The sequence below is a fragment of the Streptomyces sp. BE20 genome (assembly GCF_036322525.1).
In the GTDB taxonomy this organism is placed as follows: domain Bacteria; phylum Actinomycetota; class Actinomycetes; order Streptomycetales; family Streptomycetaceae; genus Kitasatospora.
This window is the reverse complement of record NZ_JAQYWW010001054.1, coordinates 1-18084: the sequence shown is the minus strand read 5'-3', so window position 1 is coordinate 18084 and position 18084 is coordinate 1. Positions and strand designations below refer to the sequence as shown.

The window sequence follows — 18084 nt, the reverse complement described above, 5'->3', positions numbered from 1 at the left end:
TAAGGAATCCGACACCGGGTTGAGACCTCAGCGTTCGACACGTCGTGAGACTGCGATAGAAACCGCAGACCAGAGAAGCAAGCAGCGTCCGCCACGAGCCGCGCGACCCTGCAGTGTCCGTAGGGTATCGCGATCCGTGGCGGAATCTCGTGGATCTTGGAGGATGCACGGCGGATCGCGAGAATCCGCAGGTCAGCACCGCTCGCTGACCGGGGATCACCCCCACAGGCGCGGGGAGGACGTGCTGGGCCAGGGCTCGGTAGTCCTCGCTCACGGCTGACCCCCGCGCCTGCGGGGACAACCCCTGAACGCCGGCCACTACGCGATTGTGGGTCGGCTGACCCCGCGCCTGCGGGGAGAACCTTCGCGTCCTGCGGCGTTCTCAGCGCTTTGCCATTTCTTGACCAGTCTTCGAGGAACACGTTCGAGCTGGCCTATTGAGGTGTCAGGGAGCAGCGTTCATCGAGGCAGACGTGGCCGACGTGGCGGGTCGGTTTGGTGGTCGGCCAGCTGGCGCGGGGAGCAACCGCGGATGGAATCGAGCCGGTGCCCACGACGGGATCACCCCCGTAGGTGCGGGGAGGACCCGACGCGAAGCACAAGACCGGCCGATCCGACCGGCTGACCCCCGCAGGTGCGGGGAGGACACGCCTGGACCCCTCCTCGGGTTGCGGTGGGCGCGGGCAGAGTTGCGGGCGGCCGCTCGGGCACCCAGGTCTGACCGTGCGGCCCTTACCCGGCGGTCACCGCTGACAAGTGGTCAAGTCGCGGGCCACGCTGTGCCGGAGGGCTCGGCGCCGGGAAGGAGACCGGGATGGCGTTGTGGGTGGGCGTCCCGACCGACGGGCCTGCTCCGTGTGCCGTCCGGCGCACGGGATCGTCCGGGATCCGGAGGTCAGTCGTGAGGATGAACAGGCTAAGGAGGGCCGCCGCGTCGGGCGCCGTGATCGCCGCCACCTTGGCGGGGACCGTCGTCGCTACGGCCGGTACGGCCAACGCTGCCAGTGTGGAATACATCTCGCCGCAACAGTGTCGGAAGGCGTCGGTCTCGGTAGAGACCCTTGAGAACGGCTGGCCCGGACAGTACCTCTGCGGCGGGAAGTTCTCTCAGCGGACGCCCATCTACAAGTTCGACGACGGAACGGAACAGATGTTCTTCGTCGGCGCGGACTATGCGGTGTGGACCATGTGGCTGGCTCCGAACGGAACCAGGAGCTCGATCGTCTCCCTCGGAGGCAGGGTGAAGGGCGACCCCTGGGTCAACGCCTACAACGGCGGCTTCATCCAACTGGAGGTGATGGGCACGGACGATAGGCATTGGTTCAACAACCGCGATGTCGGCGGAGGCTGGACCGGCTGGTTCCGGTAGCCGCGGACGGCGGACGGCCCAACCCCCGTACCGGACGGTGCGAGGGTTGGGCCCACCACACCGGCCGTGAACCGGAGGTCATTGATGAGTTGAACGGGCGCAAGGAGGCCCGCCGCATCGGCGTCCGTAGTTACCGCCACGCTGTGGGTGTCGCGCGGGGTGCCTGCGCTGGCCTCGTCCGCCGCACCCACGAGGCTCGGCTGTAGTGCCTGCCCGAGCCCGCCGACGGGAGCGAGGCGGCGCCGCCCGCTGTGCTGGCCGAGTGGGTCGCCTCCGTCCATACGGTCTCACGGCGGCTGCCGAGCGAAGCCGCCAAGGCGATGGTCGGCTCACCCCCCTTCGGCAACACCGCGAAGTGGCCCTTCACTGCGGTCCGTCGCCCCGTCGACGTCCCGCCTCACACCTGGGCCGTTACATTCTCCAGCCTGTCGCCGGTCTGGAACCTGCGGGCCCGGGAGGTCTGCACGGCAGTGCTCAACCCTCGCCACCCGGCTCTGGAAGCCGCCAGCATCGGCCTGGACCACGACCCCTTCCAGCCCCACCACACTGACCGGCATGGTGTCCGAGCTGCGGGTCCTGGCCGCCTGGGCGATGAAGACCGGCCGCGGTGAGGACCTCGTGCAGTGGACGGCCGACGACATCCGGGCCTTCATCGCGAAGGTCGCCGGGGAGCAATCGAAGGCGACCGTCCGCAACTACATCTGCGCGATCCGCCTCCTGCGCGAACTCGGGCCGGTGCTGATCGGCGGCGGCCTGCCGGTGGATCCCTGGCCCGGCCGCACCGCCCGGGTGAGCTGCCCCGATTTTCGTGGAGTCCGCGATCGTGTGATCAAGCGGCTTGCGGGTGTTGCTCCAGTGCCGTCCGGTACGCCTGTTCGTACTCATCGGGCGGGAGGTAGTCGAGGGCGGAGTGGAGCCGTTCGCTGTTGTACCACGCGACCCACTGGAACACGGCACGCTCGACCTCGTCGAAGTCGCGCCACGGTCCCTGATGTTCGATCAGTTCGGCCTTGAACGTGCCGTTCAGGGCCTCGGCCATCGCGTTGTCGTACGAGTCGGCGACGGACCCGACGGACCCGGCGGACGCCGAGGCACCGACCTCGGACAGTCGCTCCGTGTAGCGAATGGACACGTAGTGGGTGAGTTCAACCGGTCGCTGTGATGAATGAGGTCGGCGCCCTTCTTGATCTTCTGCCGCCACAGCGCCATCTCCAGCGCGTCCAGCGGCAGGTCGGTCCGTATGTGGGTGGCGGCCTGCCAGCCCACGATCCGGCGAGTACGCGTCCAGGACGAACGCCACGTAGACCCGGCCCGACCAGGTGCGGATGTAGGTCAGGTCGGCCGGCCACAGCTGGTTGGGGCGGTGGGCGGTGAAGCGGCGGTTGACCAGGTCCGGCGGACGCGGCGCCGCAGGCTCCGGGACAGTCGTGCGGCGCCGCTGTCCGCGGATCACGCCCTCGATGTCGAGCTCGCGCATCAGCCGCTCGGCGGTGCAGCGGGCGACCTGGTGGCCGGCGCGGATCAGGGCGCGCGTGATACGGCGGGCCCCGTAGGTCCGGCCGGAGTCCTCCCAGGCGGCTGCGACCAGCGGAATCAGTTCCTCGTCGCGGAGCCGGCGGGCAGACTTCGGTCGCTGCTTGCGCGCGAAGTACGTCGACGGCGACAGGTCCAGCACCCGGCAGACGGGATCGACCCCGAAGCCGTCACGCAGGTGGTCGATCACCTGCTCGGCCTCGTCCGGGGACGGTCGATCTCCTGGGCAAAAAACACGCTGGCGGCCTTGAGAATCTCGTTGGCCCGCCTCAACTCGGCGACTTCCTTGCGGAGTTCTTTCAGCTCGTCCTGCTCTGCGGTCGTGAGCCGATCGTCGCGCTCTCCGGCGTCGGCCTCGGCCTGGCGGACCCAGGACCGCAGGGCCTCCTTATGGATGCCCAGGTCACGGGCCACGTGAGCGACGGGTCGGCCCGTCGAGCGGACCTCGCGGACGGCGCGCTCACGAAGTTCATCGGGGTACTTACGGGGTGCTGGCACTGCTCGTGGTTCTCCTTACGCCTGGATCGTAACAAGCCCAGACATCAGGGACTCCAGGAAAGCCAGAGCAGCTCACGGGGTGTGCCGCGGGGGCGGTAGTGCTCTTCGGCGATGTTCTCCAGGACGGTGCGGGTGATGCGCTCGGTGCCGTCGAGGATGGTGGTGATGGCGGCTTGGCGGATCAGGCGGGAGAGGCTGCCGATCCTGCCGCCGGTGCGGGCGTGGAGGTAGCCGGCGAGGCGGGGCAGTGTGCCGGGGCGGTGGTGGGTGAGGTCGAGGGCGTTGTCCATGGCGGCGGCCAGGTCGCGGAACGGTTCGCGGATGCCGTGGCGAAGCGGCAGTGCGCCGGTGTCGATGAGGCTGGCGCGGGCGGCGCTCCAGCAGAGTCCGCACCAGCGCCGGCGCCGGCTCGTCGCCGAGCACCTCGCGCGCCATCGCCCGCAGTTCCGGCTCGCCCAGCGGGCCGAGCCGGATCTCTGCCCCGCCCGTGCCCGGCGAACGCCGGAACGCGGCACCGAGCACGGGCCCGCCGCCGGGCAGGTCCTCCGCCCGGTACGTCAGCACCAGCGCCGCATCGGTGGGCATGTCCCGTGCGAGCAGAAGCAGCAGCTCACGGGTCGCCTCGTCCGCCCAGTGCACGTCCTCCACCACCAGCACCGCCGGCGCGATCGCCTCCGGCAGCGTCCGCACCCCGGCCGCTATCCGGAACCGGTGCGCGCCCGACCTGGAAGAACCCGGCGGGGGTTCGGGCAGTGGTTCGGGTAGCGCGCCGGCCAGGTCCGGCAGCAGGGGCGCCAGCGCCCCCGCCGACACGTCCAGCCGCTCCACGGACGGCAGCCACGGCCCGACCCGGCGCAGCGCGTCGACCACCGGCCCGTACGCCAGCGGCTCCCGCAGCGGATGGCACCCGCCCGCCAGCACCCGCAGCCCCTGCGCACGCAGCACCGCCGACGCCTCCGCGACCAGCCGCGACTTGCCGACCCCCGCCTCCCCCTCCACCAGGACCACCGCCGGACGCCCCGCGCCCACCGCGTCCAGCAACTCCCGCATCTCACGTTCGCGACCCGCGAACGCACACCCCCCGGAGAAAGCCGATCCGCCGCCCAGACCGTCCATACCCAGCCCCCATCACCACTGCGGCCCCATAGCGGGAAGGAGCGCCGCACCGTGATCAAGTCCACCGTAACCCGGCCCACAGCAGAGCGCCGAGACGCATACCGGGTCTGTTCCCGGCTGCGCAGGCAGGCACCCTCCCTCGTGACCGTGAGTGAATACGGGAAGCCGCCGGCCGACCCGCGCGGGCGGAACCGGCCGGCGACTTCCCGCCCGGCGAGGTGCCGACCCCTACCCCGCCGCTGTACCTACGCCCACTCCACGCCGTGCTCGGCGAGCTGCGCGAGCTGGCCTGCGGTCAGCTTCGCCCGGCGTGGCTGCCGGTTGTTGAGTCAGGTGCCCGGCGCGAAGTGCGACACCGCCACCTGCTCCTCGCCACCGGGGCCGGCATCCACCCTCTCCACCGGTTCCCTGTGCGGGCGGGGGACCCGGGGGTGCCGCTCCCGCCCGGCGGACCGGGCGAGGGCGGCCAGGCCCTGGGCGAACCGGTCGCTGCGGGACACCGTCGGCTTCGCCTCGGCGGCGGCCGTGGCGGCCACCGGCTCCGCGTCCGGCTCGATGCCGACCGCCGACAGCAGGTCCCGCTGATCCTCGGCCAGCCCCGGCCACCCGGCCCGCTGCGCCTGCATCCTGCGGCCGGGCTGCTCGCCCTCGGACACCGTGTCCAGGGGCAGGGCGGTCCCGTCAGCCCGCCCGTCGCGGGCCAGCCACCACGATCTGGCGAGTATGCCTGTTGCCAGGTGATGGGCCAGGCCGGGCACCACCACGGGTCGGGCTCCTCCAGCGCGGCCCGCCGCTCCGGCGACAGCGCGTCCTGTTCGCCCGCCGGTACCTGCGCCGCGGCCCGCGGCTCGGAGAGCCACGTCCCGATGGCGCAGCGCCGGCCGAGGCCCGCGCCGGTGCTGGCAGGGAGCCGGCGTGGCCCTTCGCCCGGACCCGCGCCCGGTCCGGTCCGGCCTCGAACCGGGCATTGCTGACGGACCGGACCATGCCGAGCGCGTCCGGACCCGGTATGGCGCCAGCTCACCATTCGCATTCTCCCCTCGCCGGCCGGGCCGCTCACCGGTGACAGGTCCGACGATCCGTCAGGCATGCCGGTCGACGGGTCCGGTGTCGTGCCTTCGAATGCTTCGTCACGCCGCGCCCCCGGTGCGGATCCACCTGCACGCCGGGCCGGCTGAGGTCCGGTGCCGTGGTCATCCGCGCCCTGTGCCCTGTGCCCAGTCCGGGGAGGGGCGCCCCGGTGTCGTATGTCTGTGGTTTTCCACGATGCTCGGTACGGGGGCCGGGTGTCAGTCTGGCACTGCCACCGCAGCCGCAGCCCGGTTCAGGCAGGTGGGCGGGACCGCCGTGGGCGGCCCGCTGTTCACGTGGAGCATCACGAAGAGGAGATTGTCATGTACGGGAAGGCTCGTAGGGTTTCGCTCGCCGCTGCCGTCGCCGTCGCCGCCGCGGTTCTCGCCGGCGGTACGGCGCAGGCACACGCCACCGCGCCCTCCGCCCAGCCGCATGCCGCCGCGACGCCGGCCGCCCAGAACCCGATCTATCTCTGGGCGGGCGAGTTCGCGACTTGGGCCGCCGCGAACGCCGAGGGGAACCGGCTGATCGGCCAGGGTTTCGTGGAGTTCGTCATCGTGCCCACCGTGGTGCTGGGCAAGCAGATCTACGAACTCTTGTACCGCTGAGTGCCCTGGTACCGGCGTCCGGCCGGCGACGTCCAGCAATACGACAAGGCGAGCGAGACACGTGTCCGCCCGCCCAGCCTCGACGAGAGAGTGGGTAGTTCCATGTCTATGACTTCCATGACGGGTATGCGCCGTACCGCCGCAGGCGCCCTCACCGCCGCCCTGCTGGCGGCCGGAGCGGTCGCCCTCGCCCCGGCGGCGCAGGCCGCGGCCGGGACGGGCGTGCCGCAGGCGTCCGCGCAGCAGAGCACCGGCACCGGGGACACGGCACAGAGCGTGGCGGGTGTCACCGCGGCCCGGTCCACGAAGGTCTCCCTGGTCAACTACACCGGGACCGGCCTGACCAAGACGTGGGAGCACCTCGACCACGGCTGCTGGTCGGCGGACGGGTTGCCGCCGAGCTACATCTCCAACACCAAGGCATCCAGTTGGAAGAGCGAGTCCTGCGGGTTCGCGACGGGGACCGAGGGCAGCATCTCCTACGCACTGGCCGGCGGTGGCGGCCAGGTCGACCTGCACTGGAACAACCCCTACCTGGGCAGCAACAGCTACAGCTGCTCCGTCCCGGACGGTTACACCTGCGTGCGCAGCGGCGGCAGCGGGAACGACGCCAGCGTCGCCTTCACCATCTCGGCCGTGTCTTCGTTGACGGGGTCCCAGGCCCCTGCGGCGGAGTCCAGGCTCGCCGCGGCCCGGAGTACGACGGTGAACCTGACCAACAACTCGGGGACACTGCTGACCCGTGACGGGTCCAGCCTGAGCGGGGGGATCTGGTCCGACGGCACGCTGCCGCCCTCGCTCGTCCAGCCCGGTGTGACGGCGAGGTGGGCGAGCGAGTCGGACGGCTTCATGACCGGTACGGGGGGTGAGGTCTCCTTCCATCTGGGTGGGACGAGCGAGAAGCTGAAGGTGTCCTGGAACAACCCCTACGTGGGCAGCAACGGCTACAGCTGCTCCGCTCCCTACGGATACAAGTGCACGTGGCAGGGTGGCGGCGGCAACAACGCCTCGGTCTCCTTCACCCTGTCGCGTTCCTGACCGCGCTGCGCTGACCCGGCGCCCGTGCCCCGGTGTGCAGATCCACTTGCACACCGGGGCACGGGCGCCGGGTTCGCCCGCTCGTCGCCCGGCCGTGACGGTCTCCGGCCGGCCGGGGCGGCCTCGCCCGCGATGCCGACGCCCACCATCAGGATCTTGTCTTTGAGATCTCGGACCGCAGCATTGAACAGGAGCTGGCAGGCACTGCTCGGATCGACCGGCAGGATGCGGCGCACCCTCTCGATCAGGTTCATCGCCCGCCAGTCCGGCCTGATCTTCTGCATCAGGCCAGGTACTTCGCCCATCGTCGTGACCGCACCGGACGTGGCTACGACGACAACACCTTCTTCGCTCAACTTGTCCTCACCTGGAGTGGCCTGACCCTCGCTTCCCAAAGGGTGCGGACTCAGCCGCCTCAAGGCCGCAGTATTTCCGCAAGGGAAGCCGCCACCCCTGGTGACGGCGCCACGCCCTCTCGGGCCCGGAACCCCACCGCCGGGGCCACGACACCGCCCCGGCAGGAGACGGCCCCTCACGCCCACTCCACGCCATGCTCGGCGAGCTGCGCGAGCTGGCCCGCGGTCAGCTTCGCCCGGCGTGCCTTCTGGTTGTTGAGCCAGGCGCCCAGCGCGAAGTGCGACACCACCACCCGCTCCTCACCACCGGGCTCGGCCTCCACGGCCGCCACCGGCTCCTTGTGCGGGCGGGGCACCCGGGGATGCCGCTCCCGCTCCACGAACTGGGCGAGAGCGGCCAGACCCTGCTGGACCCGGTCGATGCGGGACACCTTCGGCTTCGCCTCGGCCGCGGCCTTCGCGGCCACCAGCTCCCGGTCCTCCTCGATGCCGACCGCCGACAGCAGGTCCCGCTGGTCCTCCTCCAGGCCCGGCCAGCCGGCCCGCTGCGCCTGGACCCAGCGGCCGAGCTGCTCGCTCTCGGGGTAGGGAAGTCCAGTCGACCAGGCCGTCGGTGTCCAGCCACCACATCCGGGCGGTCGCGTAGGCGCGCTGGCAGGTGACCGGCCACACCGGCACCACCATGGGTCGATCTCCTCCAGCGCCCGCCGCCGTTCCGGTGCGAGCGCCCCAGGCTCCCCGTCCGGCACCTGCGCTGCGGCCCGCAGCTCGGAGAGCCAGGTTCCGATGGCGTAGCCGCCGACCGATGCCCGCGCCGGCGCCGCCAGCGAGCCGCCGTGACCCTTCGCCCACACCCGGGCCCAGTCGAGCCCGGCCTCGAAGCGGGCGTCGCTCACGGACCAGATCATGCCGAGCGCGTCCAGCATCTTCTCGATGTGACCCTTCTCGAAGCCGGAGCCCTTGTGCGCGGGCTGGAAGTCGATCTCCAGGAACCGGCACGAGGACTTGAAGTTGCGGGAGATGAAAGCCTTCCCGTGGTCGCAGACGATCATCTCCGGGACGATCACCGGCCGGGCGGCGGCGTGCTCCAGGCGCTCGTCCAGGCTCAGCAGCCGGCGGTGCGGCAGCACCGAGCGCGACATCCGCAGGGCCTCCGCCCAGCCCGGCCGCTGCGGCTCCGGTGTGACGGTGCGGGCCAGCAGCACGCTCGCGTCGACCGCCTTCGTGGTCGGCCGCAGCACCGCCGCGGTGAGCGTGCGCGTCGCCACGTCGATCATCGCCGTCAGCTCGATCCGGCCCGGGACACCGTCGTCCAGCAGCACCATCACGTCCATCGGCGTCGAGTCGATCTGCATCACCTCGCCCGGCGCGAACGCCGGCAGCTCGCCGAACGGGGTCTTCGCCCCGTGGGCCCGGGAGCGTCGGGACCCCATCCGAGACCACGGTGACCGTCGAGCTGTCGGCCCAGTCGCAGCGGTGGCGCCTTGGCCAGCAGTTGCCGGAGCGGGCCGACTATACGGCGACGCTCGACCTGGCCCACGGCGTGTGGCATCTTGCCCCTGCCGAGTCATAGGGGTCCGCCTTCAGGCCTGCCGGTGACAGCAAGTGACGATGAGAAGCCCTGGCCGAGGGAACTCGGATCACCCGATCACAGACTCACACCAGTACTGGACCCCACCAGGGCGACGCGGCCGGTGCCGTCCGCCGACGGGGCAGCCGTGAGAAGGTCAGGGATCGGTTCTCGGGACCGGTGTACACACGAGTACGTGAGCGTTGAGCGGATCGGCAGGGGTGGGGTGGCGGCCGTTTGAGGCCGAAGGGCTGACACCCAGGACCGAAGGCTGCCTCAGGTGGTTGTCGGGTCCACGGACACGTGAAGACGTGACCGTCGGCGGGATCGACTGCGGTGTTCGGAACAGGCATCAATGAGCAGACGATGTCCGACAGGCCGTGACAAACCTGGTGTCGCCGTCGGCAGGCGGACGCTGCCGAGGGTCCCGGTCCGTGGGGCCGCCGGCCTTGGTGGCCGCCGGCCCCACGGGTGGTGCCGGTGTCGGGTCAGCCGGTGGTGGCTGCCCGTCCCGGTCCGTGGGGCCGCCGGCCTTGGTGGCCGCCGGCCCCACGGGTGGTGCTGGTGTCGGGTCAGCCGGTGGTGGCTGCCGTGATGGCCTTGACACCGGTGGCGTCGCCGGGAATCTCCTTCCAGGCGGTCCAGAGGCCGGTGTTGTAGTTGGCGTCGCGGGTGTAGACCTTCTTGTCCTCGTTGACGGCGTAGACGTGGACGACGTTGTCGGAGGTGGTGCTGGTGAGGACCGTGAGGTGGTTGTCGCCCATCGGTGTCCACTGCTGGTCCCACAGGCCGGTGTCGAAGTGGCCGCTGGTGCTGTAGAAGGTGTCGGCGCCGGCGATCGACAGGTCGACGGTGGTGCCGTGGACGGCGGCGGAGATGGATGTCACGCCCGGCCGGCTGCCGGGAAGTTCGGTCCAGTCGGCGCCCCAACTGCCGGTGGTGTAGTTACCGGTGCGGGTGTAGACCTTGCCGTCCTCGTTGATGGCGAAGACGTGGGTGGCGTTGTTGTAGTAGGCGCTGGTGACGGCCGTGAGCCGGTTGTCGCCGATCTTGCCCCAGGTGGGTCGCCAGGTGCCGGTGCCGTAGTCGGCCGTGGTGCCGTAGAGGGATCCGTCGCTGCCGATGATCTCCACGTCGACCAGGCCCGTGTTGCCCCGTACGGCGGCGGTGATCTTCTGGGCGCCGTCCGCGGCGACCGCGCCTCCCGGTACCTCGCTCCAGGCGCCCCAGCGGCCACCGATCTTGCCGTCGCGGCTGTAGACGCGGTGATCGGTCAGGACGGCGTACACGTGGACGGTGTCACCGGTGGCGACGCTGTCGACCGCGAGCAGGCGGCTGTCGCCGGTCGGGGTCCACCCGCGCGTCCACAGTCCGCTGGTGTAGTCGGCGACCGAGTCGTACAGCTTGTCGTCGGAGCCGATGATCTGCACGTGGGTACCCGCCTGCACGTCCGCGGTACTCAGGCGCAGGTTCTTGATCCAGGCATCGAGGTCGTCGACGCGGCTGTTGGCGGCGCCTGTGCGGGTTTCGGTCTCACCCAGGCAGCCGCCCAGCCAGGAACGGGAGGCGACGGCGACCAGCTCGGCGCCCGTGCCGGTCTCCCGGATCACGGGGGCGCCGGTGTCGCCCTTGCAGATCGCCGCCCCGTTGGTGCCGCTGGTGTCCACGGCGGTGGTCCGGACCCCGTTGAGGGTGAAGACACCGGAGTGCAGCTTGTTGGGCACCCACTCGGTCTTGGTGCGGCCATAGGCGGGAACCCGGAGGTTCTCAGCGGGGACGGGCGCCGAGGTGGCGACCCTCAGCGGAGCAATGCCGTCGATGGGCGTGGCGAGCTTGGCCATCACCAGGTCGCGCTCCGGACGGGCCACCAGCTTTTCGACGCTCCTGGTCGCGCCGGTGTTGGTCGCGGTCAGGTCGGTGCGGCCGACGGTCACGGTGGTGGCCCACTTGGGGGTCTCGGCCACCGCCGCCGGCTGAGAGGGGTTGTCGGCGAAGCACGAGGCCGCCGTGATCACCCAGTACCGGTCCACGAGAGCGCCGGTGCAGGCACGAAAGTTGTCACCGATCGCGATACGGGCGGTGTAGGCGTACGAGCCGTCTGTTGCCGGAGTACCGGCCGTGGCGCCGGCCGGCGAGGCCGAGAGTGTGGTGAGCGAGCCGGCCGCTATGGCGGTGGTGAGGAGTGCTGCCTTCCACGCGGTGCGCGCAGTGATGCCAGACAAGTGTCAGTCCTAGGAATAGCAGAGATGGTGGTGTGTAGACGTGCGTGGGGATCAGCCGGTGACACGGAGTTCGACGAGGACCGCGTGCGCCCCACCGGGGATTCCCTCGCCGACGGGCTCGGCCGAGTTCGGGCCGAGGTCGACGCGCTTCTCCTGGCCTGCCGCGACCAATCGGGCGCTGACGGAGCGGTCCTCGGTCCAGATCATGTAGACGTCGGGCAGTTCCATCGCGAGGTAGCCGGTCGTACCCGAGACGATGAAGCAGTAGCCACGCGGGTCGAGGCGGGAGTCGATGAAGATCTCGTTCGATGCCTGGCAGCTGGTCGGCACGGTGTCATTCGGGCCTTCCTTGAGCCGAATGTGACCGTCGCCCTGCTTGAGCGTGATGCTTCGTGCTGCCAGGAGGCGCTCGGCCCCGGGGTGCCGGAAGTCCTCGACAGCGGTCGGCATTGCGGTGTCGTCAGAGGCCGTACCAGGGGCGGCCTGCGCGGCTGAGAGGGTGGCGAACCCTATGCCCGCCGTCAGAGCAGCGGCAGTGCAAGCCAGGAAGCGCCTGTGGGAGCGGGATATAGGCAAGGTCGTTCCTCAATTCGCTAGTCAGCAGCCATGGTTGAGCTAGTGCTGACTTTGTGATGGATCAGAGCGGGCATGCGTAAGATACCAGCAGCCATCGCCGAGAAATGATGCTCGATCACATACGGTCGGTCACGGTGTTGAGTGGTAACGATCCAACAGTGAGCGACTTGGTTCGTTGCAAAATTGTCCACTATGTCTCCATGTGTTCGGGTACGCATCGGAATCCGTTCATGTGCTTACACATGTCTTGTGAGAGGAAAGTGCTGTGAACTACCGATTGCGCTCTCTGGGAGCGCCGGGAACCGCCGTGAGGAAGCGGCGACTGGGGGACCGAATACCGGGATCTCGCCGTGTGTGCGCCGTTCTGCTGCCGGTGGCACTCGCTGCCTGTCTTCTCGGCGCGACATCCGCTTTCACAGTCGACGCCGGAACCGGCACCGACACCGGATCAGGCCTGCAGGTTCTGACAGACCGTGGCCGTGTCATCAGCCTGTGGATGAACGCTGGCCCAGGCGTGCGGGCGGCCGCCGAGGTCGCGCTGACCGGCTCGGACGAGGACATCAAGCGCTTCCTCGAGGTCGAGAGCGACCTCGCTGAGTACCACGACGACCGCATTGCCGCTGCGCAGATGCTCAGCGTTGGCGGCCCGGGCGTGCGCGAAGCCGCAATCAAGGCGCTAAGAGGTTCCTCGGAGGATCTACGCGCCTTCCTCAATGATGGTTGGCAGGCCCCACTCGTAAGCGATCGACGGGTACAGGCCACCCAGCTCATTGCCACCGGCGGTGTCAGCGTCAGGGAGCAGGCCACCACCGCCCTTAGGGGCTCACCCGAGGACGTGAAGAAGTTCCTCGAGCAGAGCCAGTACGACGCCAGCGATACCGACAGGCGGGTGCAGGCAACGCAATTGCTCAGTGCCGGCGGACCAGCCACGAAGGAGGCAGCTAAGGTCGCGCTGCGCGGCACTCCTTCTGACGTCGCCGAGTTCCTGGCCATCGGTCAGTTCGTCTCCCGTGCACGGGACCAAGAGCGGGCCACTGTCTCGCAGCTGGCCGACCAGGCCGAGCAGGCCGGAAAGCAGGCGCAGGCCGCCAAGGACGCCGCAAAGGCGGCATCCGCACGTGCCGTAGACACTTCTCGGCTGGCAAAGGAAGCCGCCGAGACCGCGGCCGGGGAGACCGAGGCGGCCGGCCAGGACCTGACCCGAGCCACCGAAGCCGCCACCCGCGCGGCCGACGCGGCCCAAGGCGCGGCGGCAGCCGCCGGCCAGGCGGTCGCCGCCGCCGGCGCCGCCAACCAGGCATCCCGCCTCGCCTCCAGCGCAGCGGCCCAGGCCGCAAGCGCAGCCGGCGGCGCGGCCCTCGCGGCGGCCAACGCCCGCAAGGCCGCCAATGCTGCCGCCTCCGACCGGAGTAAGGCCGCCGAGGCGCGTCAACGGGCCGAGGAGGCCCGCAATGCGGCGAAGGACGCCCAACGGGCCGCGGACGCTGCAGACAGCGCGGGCGCCGCGTCCCAGGCGGCGCGCGAGGCGTCGAGTGCGGCCAAGGGGGCTGGCGCCGACGCGAACGCGGCTGCCGCTTCCGCGGAGAAGGCTGGCCGTCTGGCAAGTTCCGCTGGCGCCGGTTCCAACCGCGCGCAGGCTGCGGCCGAGCAGGCCCGCCGCCAGGCGAGGGAGGCCGACCGCGCCGCGACCGCGTCCGCGGCTCTAGCCGGCCAGTCGGCACAGGCCGCCTTCCAGGCCCGTGACGCCGCTCGTTCCGCCGCAACCCACGCCCAGAACGCGGCGACGGCCGCAGACAACGCGGCCGAGCACGCGGGCGAGTCCGCGACCTCGGCGGTCGAGGCCAGCCGGCAGGCCGAGGCCGCCCGCAACGCCGCTGCTACGGCAAGCGCGGCGGTGACGACCGCGAGCAACGTCTACGACCTCGCCCGCAGGACCGAGACCGAAGACCTCATTGCCCGCACCGCAGCCGCCGTCGAGATCGCCCGAGAGATAAAGAGCGCCGACGACGAGGCCACCGCCGGAATCGGCACAGTCCTCGCCGACTGGCGGGCCCAGGACGAGGAGGCCGCACAGCTGACCCTGGACGCCGCCCAAACTGACGCGGACCCGAAGACCCTCGCAGCCAAGGGCCGAAAGATCGCGCTCCGGACGATGAAGACCGGCGGCCCCTGGAGCCAGGAAGCCGCCGAGCTCGCCCTGTCCGGCGCGGATGCGGACGTCGTGAACTGGGCGCGCGCTGGCCGGATCAAGGCCGAACTGGACGATATGCGCCAGAGCGTGCAGGAGATCGCCCAGGACAGCCCCGACGAAGCCGTCCGCACCGCCGCCACCAACGCCCTCAAGGGCGACGCCCAACAGATAAAGGCCTTCTACAACACCGGCCAGCACGACGCCGCGATCACCGACAACCGCATCCGCGCGGCCCAACTGCTGGCCTCCGGTGGCCCCAGCGTCAAGGAAGCCGCTGAAAAGGCCTTGCGGGATGGCTCCCCCAAAGCCGTTGCAGCATTCCTGATTACCGGCCAGTACACCGCGCAGCAGATCGACGAGCGTGTCCAGGCCGCACAGCTCCTCGCCAGTGGCGGTCCCGAGGTCCAGTCTGCGGCCAAATTCGCACTCTCCGCGACACCCGACCTCGTGACCTCCTTTCTGCAGTCCGGCCAGTACATGGCCGACCGCAAGGACCAGCTCACCAGCGCCCACACGGCACAGATGAACCGCCTTATCGCCGAAGCGGCCCAGACTGCGGCCAGGGCCCAGCAGGACGCCTGGGAGGCGACCGAAGCCGCAGCTGTCGCCAGCAACGCCTCTGGCGAGGCTGAAAACGCCCGCAACCAGGCCCGCATCTACGCCGACCAAGCCAGCGCCTACGTCGCGGCCGCCAACACTGCAGCCCAGACCGCCGCGACCGCCGCAACGCGCGCAGGTCAGTCCGCCACGACCGCCCGCAATGCTTCACAGACCGCCGCTATTGACGCTGGCAAGGCCGCTACCTCCGCAGTCCGCGCGGGGGTCTCCGCTACCCAGGCACGCTGGTCCGCTGGCGCGGCCCGCGAGGCAGCGCGGCGCGCTCACGCCACTGCCATCGCGGCGGGCAAGGACGCCACCCAGGCCCAGCAGGCTGCCGACGAAGCCTGGGCCATCACCGCAGAGAAGCAGCTACAGGAACGCCCGGCCGAGCTGCAGGCCGAAAACGACGGCATCCAGATCCAGGCCGGACAGCTCGAAAAGGACTTCGCGAATGAACTTACAAAGGAGCTGGAAGCGCAAATTCGGGCAGAGATTTCACTGGCCAAATATTACAGCAACTTCAGCTGCTATCCGCTCGCGCTCAATGCACCACTTGAATTCGCAAGGGCGTGCCAGCTTGGCAAAGGCACCGGCACCTTCGGGCCTAATGGAATTTTCGGCCCATACGCCCCACTTGGGATTCTCAGCAAATGGGGTAACCAGCTTGATGACGAAACACGGCTCGTAAGGACGATCGTCAAGTCTATTCTCGGCTTGGACGATGTCGAAGAGTGCATTCGACAGAAAAGCGCCGGCTCATGCGCAATGGTCGCCGCAGGCGCTTTCCCTGCCGGAAAAGCGGTAAAACTTGCACAGCTCGTAAAAAAAGCGAAGGATGTTGAGGAAATAGCCAAGGCCTCGCGACTCAACCGACTCGCAGCCAAATGCATATCGCCAAACAGCTTCCCTGCGGGGACACTTGTTCTGATGGCAAATGGATCGACCCTGCCGATCGAGCGAGTCCGAATCGGCGATCAGGTCTTGGCAACCAACCCTGAGTCCGGAGAGACCGGCGCCCGCCGCGTTGATGCCACCATCTACACACCTGACGATCGCAACTTCACCGATCTCACCATCAAGTCAGCGGGCGGCGCCATAGCCACGCTCACCGCAACCGACCACCACCCCTTCTGGGTCGAGAAGGACCAACAATGGGTCGACGCTGCCGACCTCAACACCGGCGACACCCTACGCACTCCTAGCGGATCGACTGCCAGCGTCGCCGAGGTCAAGCACCGCAAGGGCCTTGAGGCGGCCTACAACCTGACCGTCCAGAACCTCCACACGTACTATGTGCTCGCCGGATCGATACCAGTTCTGGTACACAATGTGGACGATGAACTGTGTGGGATCCCAATCCCCACTACAAAAGAACTACACGCAATGGTGCCAGATGGAGAAACATTCGCGACATGGGGGAGAAAGCTGTGGGGCACAAAAGCCGCCGGAGCTGAGGCAGCAATGGGTCGGTCGGCCGATGAATGGACTGCCCTTGGCATCACTCTTGCGAGGGCAAGATCCCTTCGCGCTTTCTATGTAAATGCCGCCGCGACGGGTAAGGGAATGGATACAGCCCCGGCGCGGGTCAAGCTCTTCGACGAAGTCATTAAAACTCTTGGGGGTTAAGTGAAATCAGCCAAAATCGAGACGGTCTCTTTTGTACTCACTTGCGCAGATGCGACGGAGTGTGAGGTCTCATTCGAACCCTGGGGGGCCGTGCACGTATTGCGCAGTGGCGATCGGTTTGACGTTCAGCTCAGCGCGCCAGAGATTGGGAAGTTTGAAATCTCCTATATTCGGAATGGGATCATTCTCTGCCTGTGGTTCGACGCAGAAATCAAGGTGACTAACTCCGCTGGAGAAATCCTGCCAACCTAGCAGCAGGGCGCAATGAAACCGATCGGCGGGCAGTGTTCAATGCCGCTAACGCCCTTTTTTGGTTCCACAAATGCTACAGGTTAAGCGGTTTACCATTAGATTTTCCATATTGCTGAGGCTGATTTAAGGGACCCTGAAATCAGCCTCACCGACGCGGCCCCGCGCATCGTGAGGATGGGCGGGGCCCGCTGTGGAGCGGTGCCAAGTGCGGCTGGTCAGGGGTCGCCGCCCCTGCGGCAAGATGAAGCACGTCGGCGAACCGGCGGAGAGCATGGCCGCGTAGTCCGCACAGGTGCCCCAGAGCTGGGTGGGTGCCGGGCAGGCCGGGTACGGCATCGACCGGGCTCGGCCCGGGTCGGCCCGCAACACGGGGCTCCGGGGTGCGACAGCGCGTTGCACCCCGGGCTTCCCCGTGGTTCGTGCAGGAAGCTCCTATAGATCGTCAAGCGGTCTGGAGGAGCGGTTTCGGTGTGGTTGATGGGCGGGTGAGGTGCTTGTAGACCTCGCGGGCGATGAAGAGTTTGAGGCAGCGGAGGATGTCCTTCTTGGACATGCCTTCGGTGACTCGTCGGGCGACGTAGTCCTTGGTCCGGGCGTCGTAGCGCATGCGGACCAGGGCGATGGTGTGCAGTGCGTCAGGAACTTCACCGACGCCGGCGAGACGGGCAACGCCCAGATCCGGTCCCAGAGAATGGGGGACATGACCTCAGCCACGGGTGCACCTTCTTCCTCGTCTGTTCTCTACACGGTCTCGCACTATCACCCGGTGCGCTCCTGCCGCGCGTTGTCGGCCGTTTCGTCCTGGCTGTCGAAGGGCAGCGGCATCTGCAGATTCGCCCGGTCCAGGAGATCGAGGGAGTCGAGGTGCTGGGCAAGTTCACTGTCGTTGCTGGCCTCGGAGGTGGTGAGCTTGGCATTGGCATCGTTGAGCTGCTGCTGGAGACTGAGCTGCATGCGCTGCTGGCGGACGATCTCCGACACCATCCCGGTCAGCCTGCTGATCTCGCTACGCACCCCGGCGGGGTCGGGGAGCGTTGGTGACGGATCCTCCCGCTGCTGTGAGGGCAGCGGCGCCGGGCTGGTGTTCAGCAGGACCAGACCGGCGAGCCGCACGCCCGTCCGCTGCTGCTGAGCGGGTGCCAGATGGGGGTGGCGGGTCCGCGCTGGACCAGGTCCTCGATCAGGGCGGTGCCGGCCGTGACGGCGGCCAGCATCTCGGCGACGGTTGGGTTCTCCTCGGCGGCCAGGCGCAGGTCCGCCACCGCCGAGCGGACCGCGGCGGCCGCCGTGCCGACCAGGACCACCAGCAGCCGGGGTGTGAGTGGGTGGGGTGGTGTCAGCGGGTTGGGTGGCAGCCCGGCTGGTGAGTGCAAGGGCTCGTTGAGCTTGGTTTCTGCCTGATGATATCGCGGGCCTTGGCTGTCACGGGGTGACCAAACCGCTGCCGTAGTACGC

Annotated in this window: 14 protein-coding genes and 3 pseudogenes; 4 read left to right on the top strand and 13 right to left on the bottom strand. The window is 69.0% G+C overall.

Annotated features, from left to right (window positions below; translation table 11 throughout):
• The first annotated feature begins 814 nt into the window (after positions 1 to 814).
• Complete coding sequence (locus PUR61_RS29495) at positions 815 to 1369, top strand: hypothetical protein (protein ID WP_329882537.1); 555 nt, start codon at positions 815 to 817, stop codon at positions 1367 to 1369.
• Positions 1370 to 2198: 829 nt separating this feature from the next.
• Here the strand turns inward: PUR61_RS29495 and PUR61_RS29490 are convergent.
• The 5 genes and pseudogenes from PUR61_RS29490 to PUR61_RS29470 all read right to left on the bottom strand — a co-directional run bounded on the left by PUR61_RS29490 (position 2199) and on the right by PUR61_RS29470 (position 5280).
• A complete protein-coding gene (locus PUR61_RS29490) occupies positions 2199 to 3092 on the bottom strand; it encodes an IS3 family transposase (RefSeq protein ID WP_329882536.1) in 894 nt (297 codons plus the stop codon).
• On the bottom strand, positions 3089 to 3400 hold the full coding sequence (locus PUR61_RS29485; protein ID WP_329882535.1) for a transposase: 312 nt from the start codon (positions 3398 to 3400) through the stop codon (positions 3089 to 3091). Before PUR61_RS29485 ends, PUR61_RS29490 begins: the two co-directional genes overlap by 4 nt.
• Positions 3401 to 3444: 44 nt before the next feature.
• The gene (locus PUR61_RS29480) at positions 3445 to 3915 is read right to left on the bottom strand and encodes a hypothetical protein (protein WP_329882534.1); all 471 of its coding nucleotides are present in this window, start codon (positions 3913 to 3915) and stop codon (positions 3445 to 3447) included.
• Between the two features lie 61 nt (positions 3916 to 3976).
• Positions 3977 to 4516, bottom strand: a pseudogene (locus PUR61_RS29475) (ATP-binding protein); the annotation flags it as partial.
• A 329-nt stretch (positions 4517 to 4845) separates the two neighbouring features.
• Positions 4846 to 5280, bottom strand: a complete 435-nt coding sequence (locus tag PUR61_RS29470) for a hypothetical protein (RefSeq protein ID WP_329882533.1) — start codon at positions 5278 to 5280, stop codon at positions 4846 to 4848.
• Between the two features lie 603 nt (positions 5281 to 5883).
• Here PUR61_RS29470 and PUR61_RS29465 point away from each other — a divergent pair.
• Both PUR61_RS29465 and PUR61_RS29460 read left to right on the top strand, forming a co-directional pair.
• The gene (locus tag PUR61_RS29465) at positions 5884 to 6198 is read left to right on the top strand and encodes a hypothetical protein (protein WP_329882532.1); all 315 of its coding nucleotides are present in this window, start codon (positions 5884 to 5886) and stop codon (positions 6196 to 6198) included.
• 108 nt (positions 6199 to 6306) lie between these two features.
• Entirely contained in the window at positions 6307 to 7236 is a 930-nt protein-coding gene (locus tag PUR61_RS29460; protein WP_329882531.1) for a Crystal protein ET79, read from the top strand.
• Here PUR61_RS29460 and PUR61_RS29455 read toward each other — a convergent pair.
• From PUR61_RS29455 to PUR61_RS29435, 5 genes and pseudogenes are all read right to left on the bottom strand, one after another.
• Positions 7161 to 7592, bottom strand: a complete 432-nt coding sequence (locus PUR61_RS29455; protein ID WP_329882530.1) for a hypothetical protein — start codon at positions 7590 to 7592, stop codon at positions 7161 to 7163. The genes PUR61_RS29460 and PUR61_RS29455 overlap by 76 nt on opposite strands.
• 176 nt (positions 7593 to 7768) lie before the next feature.
• Entirely contained in the window at positions 7769 to 8500 is a 732-nt protein-coding gene (locus tag PUR61_RS29450) for a helicase associated domain-containing protein (protein WP_329882538.1), read from the bottom strand.
• Positions 8489 to 9019 (bottom strand): annotated as a pseudogene (locus PUR61_RS29445) (integrase); the annotation flags it as partial. The gene PUR61_RS29450 and the pseudogene PUR61_RS29445, both read right to left, overlap by 12 nt.
• Before the next feature lie 715 nt (positions 9020 to 9734).
• Positions 9735 to 11384 (bottom strand): trypsin-like serine protease, encoded by a 1650-nt coding sequence (locus PUR61_RS29440; RefSeq protein WP_329882529.1) that lies wholly within the window; start codon positions 11382 to 11384, stop codon positions 9735 to 9737.
• A 51-nt stretch (positions 11385 to 11435) separates the two neighbouring features.
• Positions 11436 to 11834 (bottom strand): hypothetical protein, encoded by a 399-nt coding sequence (locus PUR61_RS29435; protein ID WP_329882528.1) that lies wholly within the window; start codon positions 11832 to 11834, stop codon positions 11436 to 11438.
• Between the two features lie 478 nt (positions 11835 to 12312).
• On the opposite strand from PUR61_RS29435, the gene PUR61_RS29430 reads away from it, so the two are divergent.
• Positions 12313 to 16377: a polymorphic toxin-type HINT domain-containing protein gene (locus tag PUR61_RS29430; protein WP_329882527.1), complete on the top strand. Its 4065-nt coding sequence runs from the start codon at positions 12313 to 12315 to the stop codon at positions 16375 to 16377.
• A gap of 694 nt (positions 16378 to 17071) precedes the next feature.
• Here PUR61_RS29430 and PUR61_RS29425 read toward each other — a convergent pair.
• From PUR61_RS29425 to PUR61_RS29415, 3 genes and pseudogenes are all read right to left on the bottom strand, one after another.
• A pseudogene (locus tag PUR61_RS29425) lies at positions 17072 to 17263 on the bottom strand (IS110 family transposase); the annotation flags it as partial.
• A gap of 125 nt (positions 17264 to 17388) precedes the next feature.
• The gene (locus PUR61_RS29420; protein ID WP_329882526.1) at positions 17389 to 17742 is read right to left on the bottom strand and encodes a hypothetical protein; all 354 of its coding nucleotides are present in this window, start codon (positions 17740 to 17742) and stop codon (positions 17389 to 17391) included.
• A complete protein-coding gene (locus PUR61_RS29415; RefSeq protein ID WP_329882525.1) occupies positions 17715 to 18002 on the bottom strand; it encodes a hypothetical protein in 288 nt (95 codons plus the stop codon). Before PUR61_RS29415 ends, PUR61_RS29420 begins: the two co-directional genes overlap by 28 nt.
• Positions 18003 to 18084 lie beyond the last annotated feature (82 nt).

Excerpts from the sequence above, each read along its gene's own strand:
- PUR61_RS29495 (WP_329882537.1), top strand. The coding sequence starts at position 815 with ATGGCGTTGTGGGTGGGCGTCCCGACCGACGGGCCTGCTCCGTGTGCC.
- PUR61_RS29460 (WP_329882531.1), top strand. The coding sequence starts at position 6,307 with ATGACTTCCATGACGGGTATGCGCCGTACCGCCGCAGGCGCCCTCACC.
- PUR61_RS29450 (WP_329882538.1), bottom strand. The coding sequence starts at position 8,500 with ATGATCTGGTCCGTGAGCGACGCCCGCTTCGAGGCCGGGCTCGACTGG.
- PUR61_RS29435 (WP_329882528.1), bottom strand. The coding sequence starts at position 11,834 with ATGCCGACCGCTGTCGAGGACTTCCGGCACCCCGGGGCCGAGCGCCTC.